The following is a 16,275-nucleotide window of genomic DNA, read 5'->3' as shown; positions in this document are numbered from 1 at the left end:
TACTTTACAAAAGGAAGCTCTCTTTTTTAATGCTTAATTTTTTCCAGCTACCGCGCTCTCGCTTGGTGGCCTTTTTGTCTAGTTGGGGGACGAGTCCCCCAACTAGACAAAAAGGATATTTATTCTCCCACAAACATTTTACTCATACTTGAAAATCAAAAACCCTCTATCCTTTTGGATAATAGAGGGAAATGATTAGACTCCGTATTTTAATAATATATGGAGAACTACAACATCGTTCGTCTCATTTATATAAGAATGTGTTTCATTTGCATCAAAACTAATAGAATCATATTCATTTAAGATATATGACTCTTTATTTACATTAATGGTTATCGTTCCTGCCATCACAGTAGCAAGTTCAGTCGTATTGGGGTGATGCCTTTCCGGATAATAGGAACTATGCGGTTGTAAATATGCTCGACACATTTCTATCTCATTATTTGGATTTGGATTTTGAAAAATTGGCTCCACTGCCCAATTGCCATCATCTCCAAAAATTCTTAACCCGCTCCCAGCTCGCGATACATTTACACTGCTTCCTGAGGAAAATAACGCCATAAGAGGGATCGATAAACTTTTCGAAATCTTCCACAAAACCCCAATTGTTGGATTAGTTTCTCCCCGCTCAATATTCCCCAGCGTCAGCTTACTTACACCTGATATCTCAGATAAATTTTCGAGACTCAACTGTCTTTCTTTACGCAATTTTTTAAGCACTGCTCCAACTTGAATAACTACCTGTTTTGAATCATCTATTTCTCTATTCATTTTAATCCTCCATTTATCCTATTATGGAAATTATTATTTTCCTGTGTTATGAGCTTAACTCCATACCTAATTAAGTGGTTCAAACAAACCTTTACATTGGTTAGTTAACTGATTATAAACCGCCGCTCCTTTGGCATAAGCCTCTTTGCTAAAATCATCCTTTTCCATAAATGTCTTTAAAAACATATAAGTAGCGCCTGCATAATAGTTTGCAATATAATCACTATTTTTACCAAATGCTTTATGTTGCTCCATTACAAGCTTATTAAAATTAGCTAACTGGCGAATAAATTCATTACTAATGCCAGCCCATTCAATTAATGCAAATGTCTCTTGATTTTGTTTCCAAAATTGAATTAGTAGTTGAATAAAGCCTGAAGCGTTAAAAGATTGCTGCTTTAAAACCGACCTAAAATCACTCATGACATTGGATATCTGTCTTATAATGATGTCTTCTTTCACTAAATAATTTCTGTAAAAAGTTTGCCTTGCAATTCCAGCTTCCTCGCATAAATCTCGGATGGAAAGCTCATAAAAGTTTTTATTCTTAAGATTAAACATCATTAAACTTTGCAGCAATAATTTTTGTGTTCTTTCGACCCGTTTATCCATTTATGCACCAATTTCCTTTCCTGTGTCACATAAAAAAATTATTTACTTTTTCTTTGCTTAAATTTATTATACAATTCTTTCAAACTAAGTGACAAATGTAACTTAAGTGTCAATTGCTCATTTATAAAATTATTTAATATCGGAGGGAATTATTTTGGAAACAGGAAAAATAGTAATCATTACTGGAGCCAATAATGGGATTGGTCTACAGTTAACCAAAAAAATGCTAGCAGAAGGGAGTCAAGTTATTGCATTAATACGTTCTTCTTTTTCAAAGGACGACAACTTTATTCAATCAAAAATTACTACAGGACAGTTACGAATTTATAAAGCAGATTTATCTGATTTTAACAGTCTAAAAAAAGCGCTGGAAGAAATAAAAGCAACGGAGAAGAAAATAGATTTCCTTTTCAATAACGCTGGCGGCAGCTTTCCTTCGTTGTTATTTTCTAAGCAAAATCGCGAACTACATTATGAACTTCAGACAGTAGTGCCTTATATTATTTTTAAAGAACTATCCCCTTTATTTGAAATGGGAGAAGATAAGACAATTGTTAATACATCTCCCGCTGTCATCCTTCGAGTGAAACAGTTTGATCCAGATACATTGGAAAACCCATCTTCCTTTAAAAAGTTATTCGGTCCCTATGCGACAGCAAAGCTAGCTTTATCTTTATGGACAAAAGAAATAGCAAAAAGGGAGAGTGCCAATGGATTCCGGTTTCTAAGTGTAGACCCCGGGAGTAACAATACGTTGCGGAAAGAAAAAAAATCAGGTATCCCCTTTTATATAAAACCATTGATGAAGTTTTTCTTTTCCCCACCCACAAAAGGGGCTGCTTTACTCTACGATGCCGCAATGGATAAGACTGGAGCAGTTTCTGGGGACTTTATTATTAAAGGGAAAAGCACGAAGGTTAAATTTTCTGAATATAGTTCCCTTATTTTAGAGGGAGTACACAGGATTTATGTGAGGGAATTCTTGAATAGTGAGGAGTAGAGAGATAATAAAAAGAAGGTTTGCAGGATATTTAGGGGGTGTTTCGAATAAAGTTTGATTATAGTTTATAATCTCATATGAATAAATTTTACTCTACTGATATACTCAAATATGTTTTTCCTTCATTTTGATTAATAGTCCTCCTCTTCATGTCTTGTAATCTAATATGAATCTCATCGACAAAGAGTGATTTTCCTTGTATTATCTTTTTAATTATTGCTGAATATTTGATTGTACAAAATACACCTCATCTAATAAAAGATGAAGTGTATTTTATCCTTAACTCTAGTTCAGATATCGACCAATAGTATCAAAACTCATAATTGCTAGCTTAATTTATCCACAACACTCAGCATTCCATTTTCCTTGAGTGTCACTGTAAGAGTGAAGTTAATTATGTTTTGAATCCGAAACACAATTTATTTGATACAAATTGGTAAAAAAACTAATTCAAGGCTATCCCTTGCTAAACGGTTTTAATTTTGTAATGGTAGTCACGACGATTGCAATTGATAAAATACCTATAGAGATTAATATACTAATAAAAATCCAACTGTATGAAACATTCATTCCAAATAAAATCAAACTTCCTAAAAGAACCCCTAAAACAATTGGGACTCCTGACCAGAGAGAGATTTCTTTAGAGAAATGAATCAATATACGACCTTTAGTCCACCCAATAATATGGTACATAGAAAATTCCTTCGCTCGGTATTGAAGGAGTGCTGTAATACTCTCACTAACTGCTAGGTAAGAAAGCAGTACGGTTATCACTATAATGGAAATTTGTATGATTAATGTTTCATCCATTGTAAATTGACCTAGTGTTGTTTCCTTAGCTTTTTCAATGGAATATCCTAAGTTAGATATCTGAATAATCAGTAGTATAATCGAAATGAACAAAACCAAAATGGTTGGTAATATAAACTCTTTATAATGAATAATTGCTGGAACTTTCTTATATTCCATTATCCTAGTTTTATTCCCTGATCCATTTCTTAAAAATAATAAACATACCATGACCACGGTTAGGAACCATAATAATGAAGAGAGTAAATAAGGGAATGCATCTTGTTTGAATAGAGTAAATAAAATAATGCTAACTACATACCCAATAGTAATAATAATAAATTGTTCAAGACAGTTCCGTAGAAAAATAAATTTCCTTTTCCACCCTAATAGATATAGTAACTCATCTTCCTTATATAAGGCTTTTTTTTCAAAAGTTACTCTTGAATATAACCAAAGAAACCCAAAAAGAGAAAATAATATGAAAGAAATCACGGACATGTGATTCCAATTTTCACTCAGCTCTTGTGCTACCCCTAGAGTTGTCCAAGGCTCCAGTATCTGGCCTAAACCTTCAACATCTAATCTCATTTGTTTAAAAGAGGAACCAGCAACAATATCCACTTCATAACCAGATTTTAGTAGGTCTATTGCAACTTGTTCAATTTTCTCTTGAGCATCCACGTTATATTTATTTATCCCGGCCACTTTGATCCTTATTGCATCAATCGGTTTTTGACCTTTTACCATTTCAGCAGCTTCCAGGGTTGTTATCCCGCTCGCTGGTGTAGGAATAAAGCTTCCAGGAAAGATTGTAGATTGTACCACTTTACCGTCTAAGCTTTTTGACTCTGTGGTAGAATATATACCTAATGGGCTTGAAGCTAACTGGTTAGTATCCTTATTAGGTGAAAATTCTCCCACTTGTTCAATAATAAAGGGCACCTTTTGACTTTGATAGGCACTTATCCCCTTTTTATTTACTGTTTTATATATTGGGGGAGGTCCATCTTCAAGTATGGGCACTTCTAGATTATTTTCATTTATTTTATAGTTGATTTTTGATGCTATGTAATAAATCGAGGTATCTTGGTCAGACATAAAGCGATCAGTCTCACTTATACTGAAATCCTCCCCAATCTTTACAGCTGTCCCCTCAAACGGTTTTTGGAATTTAGATAAATCTAAATTATATTCTCTATTATCAAGCACTTTAGCTTTAGATAGTTCATTAATTACTTGCTCCATTTTTTCAGGTTTTTCATAGCCCATTAATAGTGAGTCATCTTTCATCAGGCCTAATTTCTCCTGATATTCTCCGAGATCTACATCTATCCTATCTGTCTTCACAGTCATATATAATGGAATATTTATATCATGCCGCTGTATAACTTTGATAACGGGTGGATTTCCTAAACTTTCCCGAACTTCTTTAAATTCAATATCATTAATCTCTTTATCTAATTCAGAATAGTCAATTCCAGTTAACTTACTTTCGCTCTCAACATCAATAGCAGCTAATAGATAATAATTAAAAGGCATTAGGACTGTCATTGCTACACCTGTTAATGAATTTGGATACGAAGCGTCAATATATTGTATGTTTCCTGGAACCGAACCATCAAAATAATATAACTCCTCTTTCTGATCAATAGGATATTTATGAATCCCATCCGAGGTATAAAATTGCCAAGAAAATCTTGTTGGTTCCTTTAATACTGGAAGTTCAATAGACATCCTTTTACCACTAAAATACCCTAGAGATGCTACTGGAGCGGCCAATTCTATGTCTGGGTTTCTTTTAATCTGTTCCCAATCAGAAATAGAAATACCACCTCCCCCATCACCGATATAATTCTCTTCAATCATTCCTAATTTTTTTTCAACATCTGTTCTTGTAGAACTTGGTCGTACTAGGATGTCATATGTACCTCGTCCGTATTCTTCTACGGAATGATTAACTGCTAACTTAATTTCTTTTGTGCTCTGAAAACCTAATGGAATAAGTGTATATAAACCAATAAATGCTAATAAAATGGTAATGGAGATCAACTTTCTGCTTAAAATACGAACCCAAGCAAAACGTATCATACAAATACCTCGTTTTCCTTCAAATTACCTTTGTATAATTTATAGGTCTTATCACCAAGTTTCGCAACTTCCTCATCATGGGTTACAATAATAATCGTTTGTCCTTTATTTTTGCATTCAATCAGAATGCGCAGAATGTTATCTCTATTTTCAATATCTAAGTTCCCAGTCGGTTCATCACATATCAGTACCTTTGGATTAGCCATTAAAGCTCTAGCAATCCCCACTCTTTGCTTTTCCCCTCCTGATAAAGATTCTGGCAGTCTAGCAAACAAAGAATTATTAATTCCCACACTCTCAAGTAATTTTTTCGCTCTAATATATAGTTCCTTTTTCGGATAATCATAAATAAGAGGTAACATGACATTATCAATAACAGAGTAGTGGGGCAAAAGTTTGAAGTCCTGAAATATAAAACCAATATTTTTTTTTCTATACTCGCTTCTCGCATTTTCATTCATGTGATAAATATTAGTTCTCTCATATAAGACCTCGCCTTTATCAGGCTTTAAAAGTCCTGAAATACATTTAAGTAAAGTAGACTTTCCTGTACCCGAAGGGCCTACGATCGTATACCACTGTCCCTCTTCAATAGACAAGGATACATTTTCTATTATGGAATTGGATTCAGAAAATGACTTTTGTAAATACTTTATATCAATCATGACGTTCCTCCTTAAATTGATTAATTACAATCACCCTAGTCAGTTGACTAGGGTGCCATAGAATTTACATTTATTTTCTTAGTGTTACTGTTCCTGTTGCACGTGCAGTTCCACCCCCAGCGGATGAAACAGTTAGTGTAAGGTTCCATTTGTCGGTACTTAAGGAACCTAGATGATATGTAGATGATCTAGTTGTACTATAATAATTAGCAGCAGGATCTGTAAATCGAGTAGTAATACCATCATGGTACTTTACATTATAAATTCCGTTACCCCCACCCCAAGAAATAGTTTTAGTCATTGTAGCAGAAGAACCAATTATAATTTCATTTTTCGGACCACTAATCTTTGCTTCAGTTGGTATTGCTGCAGATACGTTAGATAAACCTATTCCTAGAGATATACCTTATTGCCAATCCACCAACCGTTAATCTTTTCATTATATTCATTCGAATTCCACCTCCAATATTTTACAATTAAAGTATACTAAATAATATATTGCACGTAAACTATTTTTTCAAAAAATTCACACTAATCTATCTTATTTAAATTCAAATCTTTTTTCACTACTAAATGCTTAAGCAATAGACTCTATTTCTGATACATCTTGGTAGAAAAGATATAAAGCGCTATTACTTTAAATCTTCACTGCCAATGAATTCCATCTTTCTGTAAAATTTATTATTACTAGCATTGAAGACATGTTTTACAGTGTCATAACCTGCACTTTTAATAACGATATTTTATGATCAGTTAATCCATATGGATACACCATTAGATTTCTTGAAGATTCTTATACCTATAGATAAATTGCCTGATTTTTTCGAAACATCTAAACAGCCTGCTTTTTAGACAATCAATTTATTGTACACGACAGTCTCATTAGGCATTTACTCATTCTCTACTACTATTTTGCCAATCATACTTCCCGTTTCTACTATTTTATGTGCTTTACGTAAAGTTTCGGCATTAATTGGTCTAAGTGTTTCAGTTAGGGTTGTTGTTACTTTCCCTTCATCTATTAGTTTACTTAGTTTGGATAAAAGTTCATGTTGCTTGATCATGTCTGTAGTTTGATACATGGATCTTGTAAACATAAATTCCCAAGCAAACGTTACACTTTTATTTTTTAAAGCAGTAAGGTCGATAGGATTTTCCATTTCTACAATCGAACAAATACTTCCTTGCGGGAAAATAATATTGGCCATGTTTTGCCAATGCTGCTCTGTTTCGTTCAAACATAGAATATATTCAACGCCTTTTATATCATGTTCTTGTAGTTGATTTCGAAAGTTTTCGTGATGGTTAATGATATAATCAGCACCTAATTTATTCACCCGTTGCTTACTCTCCTGTCTAGAAGCTGTGGCAATCACTTGTAAACCAGCCAATTTAGCTAATTGAATCGCTATTGAGCCAACTCCACCTGCTCCACCAATAATAAGAATGCTCTTAGATTGATTTTCTTTGTGGTTATTTATATCTATCATTAATCGATCAAATAAACTTTCCCATGCTGTTATCGATGTCAATGGTAACGCAGCTGATTGAGCAAAATTCAAAGACTTTGGCTTTAATCCAACAATTCTTTCATCAACTAATTGATATTCGCTATAAGTCCCTGATCGTGTTAGGTCACCAGAATAAAAGACTTCATCCCCAGGCTTAAATATTGTACAATCTGATCCGATTTCTTCCACCACTCCACTTGCATCCCAACCTAAAATCCTTGGTTCTTTTTCTTCTTTATCTTTTGGAGCTCGAACCTTTACATCGACCGGATTAATTGAAATAGCTTTAATTTTAACAAGTATATCTCTTTTGGTTGGTGTAGGTTTTTCCAATTGAACATCTACCAAACTTTCTTCCCTTTCAATCGGTAAATATTTGTATAATCCAACTGCCTTCATTTAAATGCCCTCCTTTTTTATTCATGTTTATTATAAAAAAGAAATATGCTAAGGGTAAGTACGCACATTCTTGTAATCTGGTATCAACCATGTTACCTATTAGGAATGGAAGGAAAAGAGTGTGTACTAACATTCTTGTAATCTGATATTAACTATGTTACTAATTAAGAATTAAAGACTAAGAAGAAATGAGAAAGGTATGAGTACGGATGAGAAATCGAAAGAAAGGGTATGGATGCCCCGAAGGCTGTCCGGTTGAAGGAACTCTTGATGTAATTGGAGGTAAATGGAAAGGAGTCATTCTATTTTATTTATTAGATGGAACGAAGCGATTTAATGAATTCAATAGATTAATGCCCGGTATTACTAAACGAATGTTATCTCTCCAATTAAAAGAACTCGAGGAAGATGGAATTGTCCATCGCCAAGTTTATCCTGAAATCCCCCCTAAAGTTGAATACTCATTGACTGAGTTTGGGAGAACGCTAGAACCAATTATTTCTCTAATGAATGAATGGGGAGAAAATTATAAAGAATTTTATTCAACTGCTAAAATGTCGGTTTCGTCCCTCTCACTCCCCTCAAATCCTTACGGCTCTATACCCCATCCCTCTTATCTCGCCTTTTTTCTTCATTCCGTTATGTTATATAGTTCTTCCCCAAAACGCCCGAAAATGACCCGAATTAACCCGTCTGGGTTGTATCGAATATTCGGACAATGTTATTAAGTTGGTACCTTAATGGAGGAAAGAATCGAGAGAAAAGAAAGGAAATGTAGCCATTTTGGGACGGTTTTACTGTTGGGAAACACACTGAATAGAGATTGTAAATCCTACGGGTTTTGTATTGAAGAAACGATTGAAACACTTATTGGACAAGGGATATTGGGCAAAAGAAAAAGGACTGGATCTTGTTGATTCCAGCCCCGAATTGATATTGATTTTTGATTGAATCAAGATTGAATACATATTGTTCTCCCGCTCTTTTTTCCTCTCTCTTCCTTCCGCTCTGGATACCAACTATTTAGCATTGGGTACCGACTTTTTAGCATGGGGAAGAAGAAAGTGGCAGCGACATATAATAGACAAAAGAATAAAGAAGGAAGCAGAGTTTCCCCTGTCTCCTCATTATTACACTAGCTTTTTAATATTAACTTTTTATCTTCTATAACATAAACACAATCAGCCACCCTATCAATAAAAGTACGATCATGTGATACAAGAAGAACAGTTCCCTCATATACTTTTAAAAATCGTTCCAACGCTTCAATACAGAAAACATCCAAAAAGTTTGTGGGTTCATCCAATATTAACACGTTATATCTTCCTAAGAAAAGCTGACACAATACAAGACGAATTGCCTCTCCACCGCTTAAATTACGGACATTTTTCTTTAAATCATTTCCAGTAAAATTCATGGCATGAAGAACAGATCGAATTTTACTTTCATTATAATCGCTTCTGTCTTTCATAAAGTTTAGTACCGTTTCATCTTTGATAAACTGATAATTCATTTGTTCATAAACACCAATGACTGCTTTAGGAGACAAAGTAATCCCTTCACCCTTTTGTGATATATGGTGAAGCAAAGTTGTTTTTCCTGAACCATTCTTTCCTGTAATGGCGATCGTCATGCTTAATGGAAACTGAAAACTCGCTTCTTCAAGAAGTACCTTATCCCCTGCCATTAACGTTAAGCGATCTCCCATAATCGGAAATTTGTTGTGTAATTGAAGTGCACTAGATTGGTGAAAACGAATGATCTGTTCCTCCTTTGGGGCTTCAACCACCTCAAGTTGTTCCACTCTCTGCTCAATCGCTTTTGCTGCTCGTTGTACTGCCTTTTGACTCGTACCTTTTGATTTCGTCTCAAACATTCTATTCGCCATTGCTTTTGTTTCTTTTTTGGACATACGTCCATTCGCTTGCGTAACTTTTTCAGCCTTTTTCATCTTTTCTTCTGCTGCTTTTTCGAGTCTGCTTTTCTCTTTTACATATTGTTCGTGAGCTTGACTTTGTTGATCACGTTCTAACTGCTTCTGCTCCATGTATTCGCTATAATTTCCTGAATAGACATGAACACTACCTTCACTTATCTCCCAAATCGTTGTGACAAGTTCGTCTAACACAGCACGGTCATGACTAATTAATACGAGAGCTCCATAATAATATCGTAATTCATCAAGTAAAAATGAAATACCATCTTGATCTAAGTGAGTTGTCGGTTCGTCAATTAGTAATGCTTCATAATAATGGGTAAACAATTGTGCAAGTTTCAGCCTTGTTTGCTCCCCACCACTTAGCTGCTCAGAATTTTGTGGAACAGCTAATCTTCCGAGTAACGCTGCGTCAGCTTTTACAACTGTAGGAGTACCAAGTTGCTCAAAATAGCCACAATCGACGTGGCGATTTACTTTTCCACTTGATGGTTGAATTTTACCTGCCAGTAACTTTAATAACGTACTTTTACCTGCACCATTTTTTCCGACGATACCTATGCGGTCAAATTGATGTACAGCCAATCTTTCAATCTTCAATACTTCCTTATCTAAATATGTCACTTCGACATTTTCTAATTCAAAACATATTTTTTCCATATTTGCTACCTCCCGAAATTTTATAATTTCGTACCGATAGCTAGACCGATACGAGCTTCTATTCAAGTTCAAGCTCGTATCAATAAAATAATAAGAATTGCATACTTGGCCTCCTCCTTTTGTTTTTTTTATAAAAAAATCACAAGCATCTGCCTGTGATTTTGAGTAAAGGGAAAGAGATCCATCCTTATTCTTTTAAAGGCTTGCTAAGAGCCAGTAGCAAAGAAAGATAAATTAGACAAAAATAAAGAAAGGTAGAACAAGCCACCTTTCTTAACATTACATATTTTCATCATGTCAAAAACAAGCAGTAAATATCCCGCTCCTAAGTTTTAATAAAGGATGAGGACAAACTGCTGGTATGGACGAATGACTTTTCAAATATGAAATGAAGATTATTAAAAAAGGACAGACTGATCCCATTTACTCTGTAAACACAAAACAGAGCCTTTGAACATATTCAATTACTGGTTCAAAGTTGGGTAACGAAATCTCATTGAGTGTGTCATTTTTTAATAATCCTCCTTATCGTTTCATTATAATTCATTACTTATTGTAGATTGTCTTTTAATAGAAGTCAAAGGTATTTAATGGTTTTCTATTCTTTTATACCTAAAATAACTTTAGCTATGATTTATTTAAACATCATTTCGGTTCCCATAATTAGGTTTTGAAGCATTTTATAACATTAGAAAAGACCGACTGTACTTAATGCAGTCGGTTTTCTAATACCACTAACCCGCCCGTTCAACTTATTTACTTTACTCCCTGTTTTTAGGTATGAAATTCCTTACAAACCTATATTTTTTCTGGTCATGTTGTGCATATAGATAGCCGAACACACTGAAGACTATAGCACCAAGTAGGTTAACAAATAAATCCTTCATTGTATCAATAATTCCAATATCAAGATATCCGGCATCAATAACGGTTTCAATCGTATTTCCCCCATCGTCTTTACTTTCTATAACTGTGCGTTGGATATTTTCAATACGATAAAGGACCTTGTTTTCTTCTCCAAGACTTACACTGTTAATTTCCTGAACAACTCGGTCCTTTTGCATATCAAGATTCATCCAACGGTCTGCGGAGTATTCAAAAAACTCCCACATAACGCCAACGGTCATCGAAAAACAGAAAGTGACTATCGCAAGAAATAATGGGGACAATTTTATACCCTCGGCATTCTTATTTAACAAATAGACTAGCGAGAAACCGACACCTGCAGCTAAAAAGCCATTGAGTGTATGAAGTGCTGTATCCCACATTTTAAAATAACCATAAAAATCACTCAGTTCCCCCAGAATAGTCGAACTAAAAATAAATAAGATGATGATCAGTTCTAACAAGTTGGGAATTTCAATTTTAAACAAGCGTTCTACAAGTTGAGGGATCTCAAATAAGGCGAGCGTCAACGCAAGAATAAAGACATCTCCCCATCTTTGCATAAAAATTATATTATTGACAAGGTTTACAACCGCAATTGCACGAAATACAACATACACTGCAACAATCTTCTTGTTGGCTGTTGTCGTGCTGCTAGTAAATAATTTTTTTAAGATGTTCATGAGTAGCATCCTCCAATACATTAAGATATTCATCTCTTTTTATTATAGTTTGCTTATAAATCCCGCCATTAACACCTCTTATCGGAATCCCTCCAATATATCAGAAAATTTATAAACTAAGAAAAGGAAACCCTTGAAGTGAAAAATAGCTCGTTTTTGTAAGTTAATGGGGTTCTATAAAGGATGAAGTTACCCAGTTTCCATAATTCCCTACTTACCAAAAATTATTAAAAACTTTATAAATCATATTAACTCTCACGTTACGGGATACTTTATATTAACTAGCAAAGGGAGGAAAACAAAATGAAAGTGAAGGAATTCTCTTAATTAGTGGGCGTAAATTTCACCATTATTACCTAAAGAAATAGACTGAATCACTATTAGATCCAGCCCAAATTTGTATTGATTTGAGAATACTCCCCCTATTGGATGTTGATTGAAAAACTATTGAACTGCATATTGTTTTCCCCGTTGAACTTTTCCATTTCTTTACCGTCCGGAAACCACCTATTTAGCAGGGATGTAGTTACATTCCAGTCAAACCTAATTCCTTTTTTGCCATCTGTACATATTCATCCTGACCAGATATTAAAGCAAGTTCCGCTATATCAACAGGAAAAGTAGCATTTAATTCAATAATATGTTCCTTCATCCTAGGCCAATGATATCCTCCAGCTTCTTTGTATGCCTTTATGAGTGCATCAAGACCTTCTTCACCAAAAACCCTATAATGTCCCATGAAATCTCTGGAAATATCCGCCACCTTGGCTTCTGTCCAATCAATTAACCCCGTTACATTTCCTAATTTTTCAACGAGAATATGTCCTGGGTGTAAATCTCCATGGATTAGACCTGTTTCTTTTGGCCATAATTCTTCATCATTCAACCATGTTTGCCACCTATTCCACAACTTCTCTCCAACACCGAATTTCTCCTTAACTGTATCCATACGTCCTTTCATGTTTTGTTTAACTTCCTCTGCAGTTTGGACAACAACTCCAGCTTCAGATGCTTTCTCCTTTGGAATACGATGAAGCATTACCAGGGTTTTCCCAAGCGTCTCGTAAAAACTTTCCGGTATATTATTTTCATCAATCTCAAATACATAGGCCTGTGCTTCAGGGTCGATGGTTCCCGCTGGAACACCATGCAACATTTTATACGCTATAAGCTCTTCTGTGTAGATTTTCCAATTGGGGGCTTCGAAATCAGCGTACTCATTTATAAAATCCAGTGCTATTTTTTCCGCCTTCGTTCTAGGAAATACATCTTTTCTTCTCGGAATACGTAGCACCCATTCATTTCCTTCTTGATCCTTGGCAAATACAACCTGAAAATCTACTCCTGATTCATTAAAAACGAAAGTATTCTCCTTCAATTCAAGACCATGTTTTTCTGCAAGTTCCAATACTTCTTTTTTTGTTTTACTCATTAACCATCACATCCAAATCTTTTATTACTTTGGTAGCATTAGTCTCGATGAAGTTCTTTAAAATTCATAGAATTTTATACGTCTTTTAAAAAACTTACCAGAACCTCCGTAAATTCCTTTGGTTTATCGTAATGGATATCATGTCCAGGAGTATCAATATTAATTCTTTTTCCATTAACTAATAAACTAACTACTCGATCAGCATCCTCATCCGATAACGCTGCTACTAATAAGTTACCATCATAATTTGTATTTGCTTTTAAAAACACTGTTGGACCTTTAATTTTTGATAATATTTCTGTCTGAATTAGGTAGTTCATATTCACATATGTTGCCATCTTTTGAAATATTCCCTATTCGATTTCCATTAATTTCAGTAAACCATATTTTTTTATTCGGTCCTTCTGTAATACCATAAGGTCCTGAAATCGAATTAGGTAAAGGATACTCAACAATAATTCCTTCTTTTGTAATCCTTCCTATTTTATTTGCTCTATTCTCAGTAAACCAGACATCATCGTCTGAGGATACTGTTAAGCATAACACTTTCGCATCCGGGGTCGGTATTGGGTATTCAACAACTCTCCCATCCGACTGAATACAACTAATCTTATTTGCTTTGTGTTGTGTAAACCATACTTCTCCACTGCTTGAAACAGCTACTCCGTACGGTCCCGTATTTTGATCTTCTAAATCCAACTACTCTTGCAATATATATATTCCATAAAAAATACCCCCAATCTCTATTCCGAGACAGGAGGTAAATTCAAACGCAAATATATACTTAAATAAACATGTTCAGTGAGAACAGTCCTACTAAAGTCAAAATGCACATGACATTAATCCTATCTCAGAAATCAGTCAATAACAAATAGTGTTCATCAATTTACCTGAATGAACCTAAAAATAAATTAACTAAATTATTGATTTCTTCTAAAATTAGGATTATATGATCATGTGTATTTATTCACCCTTTCAATAATTACTTTACATTATTTAAGACCAATTCGTTAATTGTAAATGTAATTTTTTTAAAAACTTTAAATTAATGTCAAATTGGTAGTAATCAGCAAGTACAAGAACCAACCCTTCAACTACATGCAATGCATTAGAATAGGTACGATATAATTCTTCCTCATCTAACTTGGATGTAATGGAAACATACTCCGCATACGCCTCTTCTGAAAGATCGTATTCCAAGTTTTTTGTAGCATTTAACCAACGTTCTACATTATTTTCCCGAATTCTAATCAATTGTAATACATATTTCTGTACATAAGATAAACTTTCTAATGCACGAGCGTATTCTCCTCTTTTTAGAATATTCACACCCATAAGCCATGCATTAACCAAGTTATTAAATGCAAAATTCACATTATCATTTGTCTTTCTTTCTGGTCCATCACCTTTTAGGAAATCTAAATATCCCTTTAATTTACCAGTCGAGTCATAGATAAACATGGATTCTGTGTCAGGAAAAACCCCTGTGTCTTTAAAAGACTTAATTATATCCATATCAGACTCTGAAAGAAAGTGAAATTCACCTCTAATAAGATTACTAAACACAACAACTTCTGTTCCAAATTCGTTAAAAAAGAGTAAATCATAAGGTTCAACATCCATCAACCAATCAGAAGATTTAAAATCATGAACCTGTTTATCTTTGAGAAAAATATAGAACTCAATATCAGAGTATTGATCTCCTTCACCTTTCGTAAAAGAACCGTACATCATACATGCCGATATTCGAATATCACGCTCACATTTTCCCTTAAATTTATTTATTAAATTTTCCTGTAGTAACATATACAATACATCCTCCTAAATTTTAATATTTAAAGAAGTTTGTATATCTACTACCGGACAACATGAACAACACATAGTTAATGCTCCTTTCAACTACATTTTTTATTTTATCATATTTAACAGTGCCCAACAATCCAACCATGTTTCCCTTTTCTATTCTTTTAAGTCCAGAATTACCTCTAGCAAAAATCTATTTAAGCAGCATCTCTGTTTCCGCAATAAGTTCTTGTAACATATTTATTCCTTTCCTTGTATTATCGGGATTGGTAGAGACTAATGTTACAATCTGGCCAATTTTATTTTTATATTCGTTGGGTTTTCTATTAAACCCATCAATCATTCGAACAGCCTTTTTCTCATTGATACAGTATTCTTCATTTATAGCAAACAGGACTTGATTTAAACAGGATATGGTTCGAAAGCAGTGACCTGCAACATACGAAATATCATCCTTATCCACATTATCTTTCGCAAACATCAAAGAGAAGGACGCTTCAAACATGAAATAGCCGATTATAGCTTCTTTTAATGGTTGGGGATATGGTTTTGTCTTAGCTTTTAAATTAGATATTCGGCTCGCTTGTTCAGATAATATCTTACAAATTGAGATTTCCCCCATATACATAACATTTAGATAAGCATGTGGATGCCCCGTATGATAATGGGCGGAAGCATTGCCATTTAAACAATTATTAATCACTTTCGATACTCTTTTAACATCACGAAAAATCAAATCAACATGATAGCCCTGAACAACAAGCCATCCACCACCATTTATCCAAGCACCCCATTCACCTAAAGATGTAATTAAGTTTTCTCTATGGTCATCATCCAATTTTGTTGCTATTTCGCTGACCTCCTGGACATCAAATCCTGCAGACTCATCGTAATATATTCCAATATCAATATCGGATGTTGGATGATTCGTTCCTCTTGCCCTTGAACCACCTAAAACTACTCCTACAATGCCAGGTATATCTTTCAGTTCTTTATTTATTTCATCAATAATTCGTTGAACGGTCATTAAAATATCAA

General features: G+C 34.3%; 14 protein-coding genes and 2 pseudogenes. 2 read left to right on the top strand and 14 right to left on the bottom strand.

What is annotated here, in order from left to right; all coding sequences use genetic code 11:
- Nucleotides 1–195: 195 nt before the first annotated feature.
- Together ACTNDN_RS09485 and ACTNDN_RS09480 are read right to left on the bottom strand one after the other, a co-directional pair.
- Nucleotides 196–771: a helix-turn-helix transcriptional regulator gene (locus ACTNDN_RS09485; protein ID WP_109769210.1), complete on the bottom strand. Its 576-nt coding sequence runs from the start codon at nt 769–771 to the stop codon at nt 196–198.
- Between the two features lie 66 nt (nt 772–837).
- A complete protein-coding gene (locus tag ACTNDN_RS09480) occupies nt 838–1,383 on the bottom strand; it encodes a TetR/AcrR family transcriptional regulator (RefSeq protein WP_109769209.1) in 546 nt (181 codons plus the stop codon).
- 154 nt (nt 1,384–1,537) lie between these two features.
- Between ACTNDN_RS09480 and ACTNDN_RS09475 the strand changes: the two genes are divergently transcribed.
- Nucleotides 1,538–2,383: an SDR family NAD(P)-dependent oxidoreductase gene (locus ACTNDN_RS09475; RefSeq protein ID WP_268817954.1), complete on the top strand. Its 846-nt coding sequence runs from the start codon at nt 1,538–1,540 to the stop codon at nt 2,381–2,383.
- A 456-nt stretch (nt 2,384–2,839) separates the two neighbouring features.
- Here the strand turns inward: ACTNDN_RS09475 and ACTNDN_RS09470 are convergent, their stop codons facing one another.
- From ACTNDN_RS09470 to ACTNDN_RS09455, 4 genes are all read right to left on the bottom strand, one after another.
- Nucleotides 2,840–5,263, bottom strand: a complete 2,424-nt coding sequence (locus ACTNDN_RS09470; protein ID WP_109769207.1) for an ABC transporter permease — start codon at nt 5,261–5,263, stop codon at nt 2,840–2,842.
- On the bottom strand, nt 5,260–5,928 hold the full coding sequence (locus tag ACTNDN_RS09465) for an ABC transporter ATP-binding protein (RefSeq protein WP_109769206.1): 669 nt from the start codon (nt 5,926–5,928) through the stop codon (nt 5,260–5,262). The genes ACTNDN_RS09470 and ACTNDN_RS09465 overlap by 4 nt, the downstream gene beginning before the upstream one ends.
- 70 nt (nt 5,929–5,998) lie before the next feature.
- Entirely contained in the window at nt 5,999–6,229 is a 231-nt protein-coding gene (locus ACTNDN_RS09460; protein WP_251628836.1) for a hypothetical protein, read from the bottom strand.
- 589 nt (nt 6,230–6,818) lie between these two features.
- Entirely contained in the window at nt 6,819–7,838 is a 1,020-nt protein-coding gene (locus tag ACTNDN_RS09455) for a zinc-binding alcohol dehydrogenase family protein (protein WP_235252588.1), read from the bottom strand.
- Between the two features lie 209 nt (nt 7,839–8,047).
- On the opposite strand from ACTNDN_RS09455, the pseudogene ACTNDN_RS09450 reads away from it, so the two are divergent.
- Nucleotides 8,048–8,371, top strand: a pseudogene (locus tag ACTNDN_RS09450) (winged helix-turn-helix transcriptional regulator); the annotation flags it as partial.
- Nucleotides 8,372–8,973: 602 nt separating this feature from the next.
- On the opposite strand, the gene ACTNDN_RS09445 reads toward ACTNDN_RS09450, so the two are convergent.
- The 8 genes and pseudogenes from ACTNDN_RS09445 to ACTNDN_RS09410 form a co-directional block, all read right to left on the bottom strand.
- Complete coding sequence (locus tag ACTNDN_RS09445) at nt 8,974–10,434, bottom strand: Msr family ABC-F type ribosomal protection protein (RefSeq protein ID WP_109769203.1); 1,461 nt, start codon at nt 10,432–10,434, stop codon at nt 8,974–8,976.
- Nucleotides 10,435–10,898: 464 nt separating this feature from the next.
- Nucleotides 10,899–10,943: an erythromycin resistance leader peptide gene (locus tag ACTNDN_RS09440; RefSeq protein ID WP_353964063.1), complete on the bottom strand. Its 45-nt coding sequence runs from the start codon at nt 10,941–10,943 to the stop codon at nt 10,899–10,901.
- Between the two features lie 252 nt (nt 10,944–11,195).
- A complete protein-coding gene (locus ACTNDN_RS09435; protein ID WP_109769406.1) occupies nt 11,196–12,002 on the bottom strand; it encodes a hypothetical protein in 807 nt (268 codons plus the stop codon).
- A gap of 526 nt (nt 12,003–12,528) precedes the next feature.
- Nucleotides 12,529–13,434: a macrolide 2'-phosphotransferase gene (locus tag ACTNDN_RS09430; protein ID WP_441131151.1), complete on the bottom strand. Its 906-nt coding sequence runs from the start codon at nt 13,432–13,434 to the stop codon at nt 12,529–12,531.
- A gap of 74 nt (nt 13,435–13,508) precedes the next feature.
- Nucleotides 13,509–13,703, bottom strand: coding sequence for a hypothetical protein (locus ACTNDN_RS09425; RefSeq protein WP_349205313.1), 195 nt, complete (start codon nt 13,701–13,703; stop codon nt 13,509–13,511).
- Between the two features lie 37 nt (nt 13,704–13,740).
- A pseudogene (locus ACTNDN_RS09420) lies at nt 13,741–14,133 on the bottom strand (Vgb family protein); the annotation flags it as partial.
- 297 nt (nt 14,134–14,430) lie between these two features.
- Nucleotides 14,431–15,240, bottom strand: a complete 810-nt coding sequence (locus ACTNDN_RS09415) for a nucleotidyltransferase (RefSeq protein WP_109769403.1) — start codon at nt 15,238–15,240, stop codon at nt 14,431–14,433.
- A gap of 190 nt (nt 15,241–15,430) precedes the next feature.
- Nucleotides 15,431–16,264 carry a nucleotidyltransferase domain-containing protein gene (locus tag ACTNDN_RS09410; RefSeq protein WP_109769402.1) on the bottom strand — a complete coding sequence of 278 codons (834 nt, stop codon included), beginning with the start codon at nt 16,262–16,264 and terminating at the stop codon, nt 15,431–15,433.
- Nucleotides 16,265–16,275 lie beyond the last annotated feature (11 nt).

Origin of the sequence: Niallia sp. HCP3S3_B10 (genome assembly GCF_052064465.1) — a bacterium.
Taxonomy (GTDB): Bacteria; Bacillota; Bacilli; order Bacillales; family Cytobacillaceae; genus Niallia; species Niallia hominis.
This window is presented reverse-complemented; position numbering and strand designations above follow the sequence as displayed.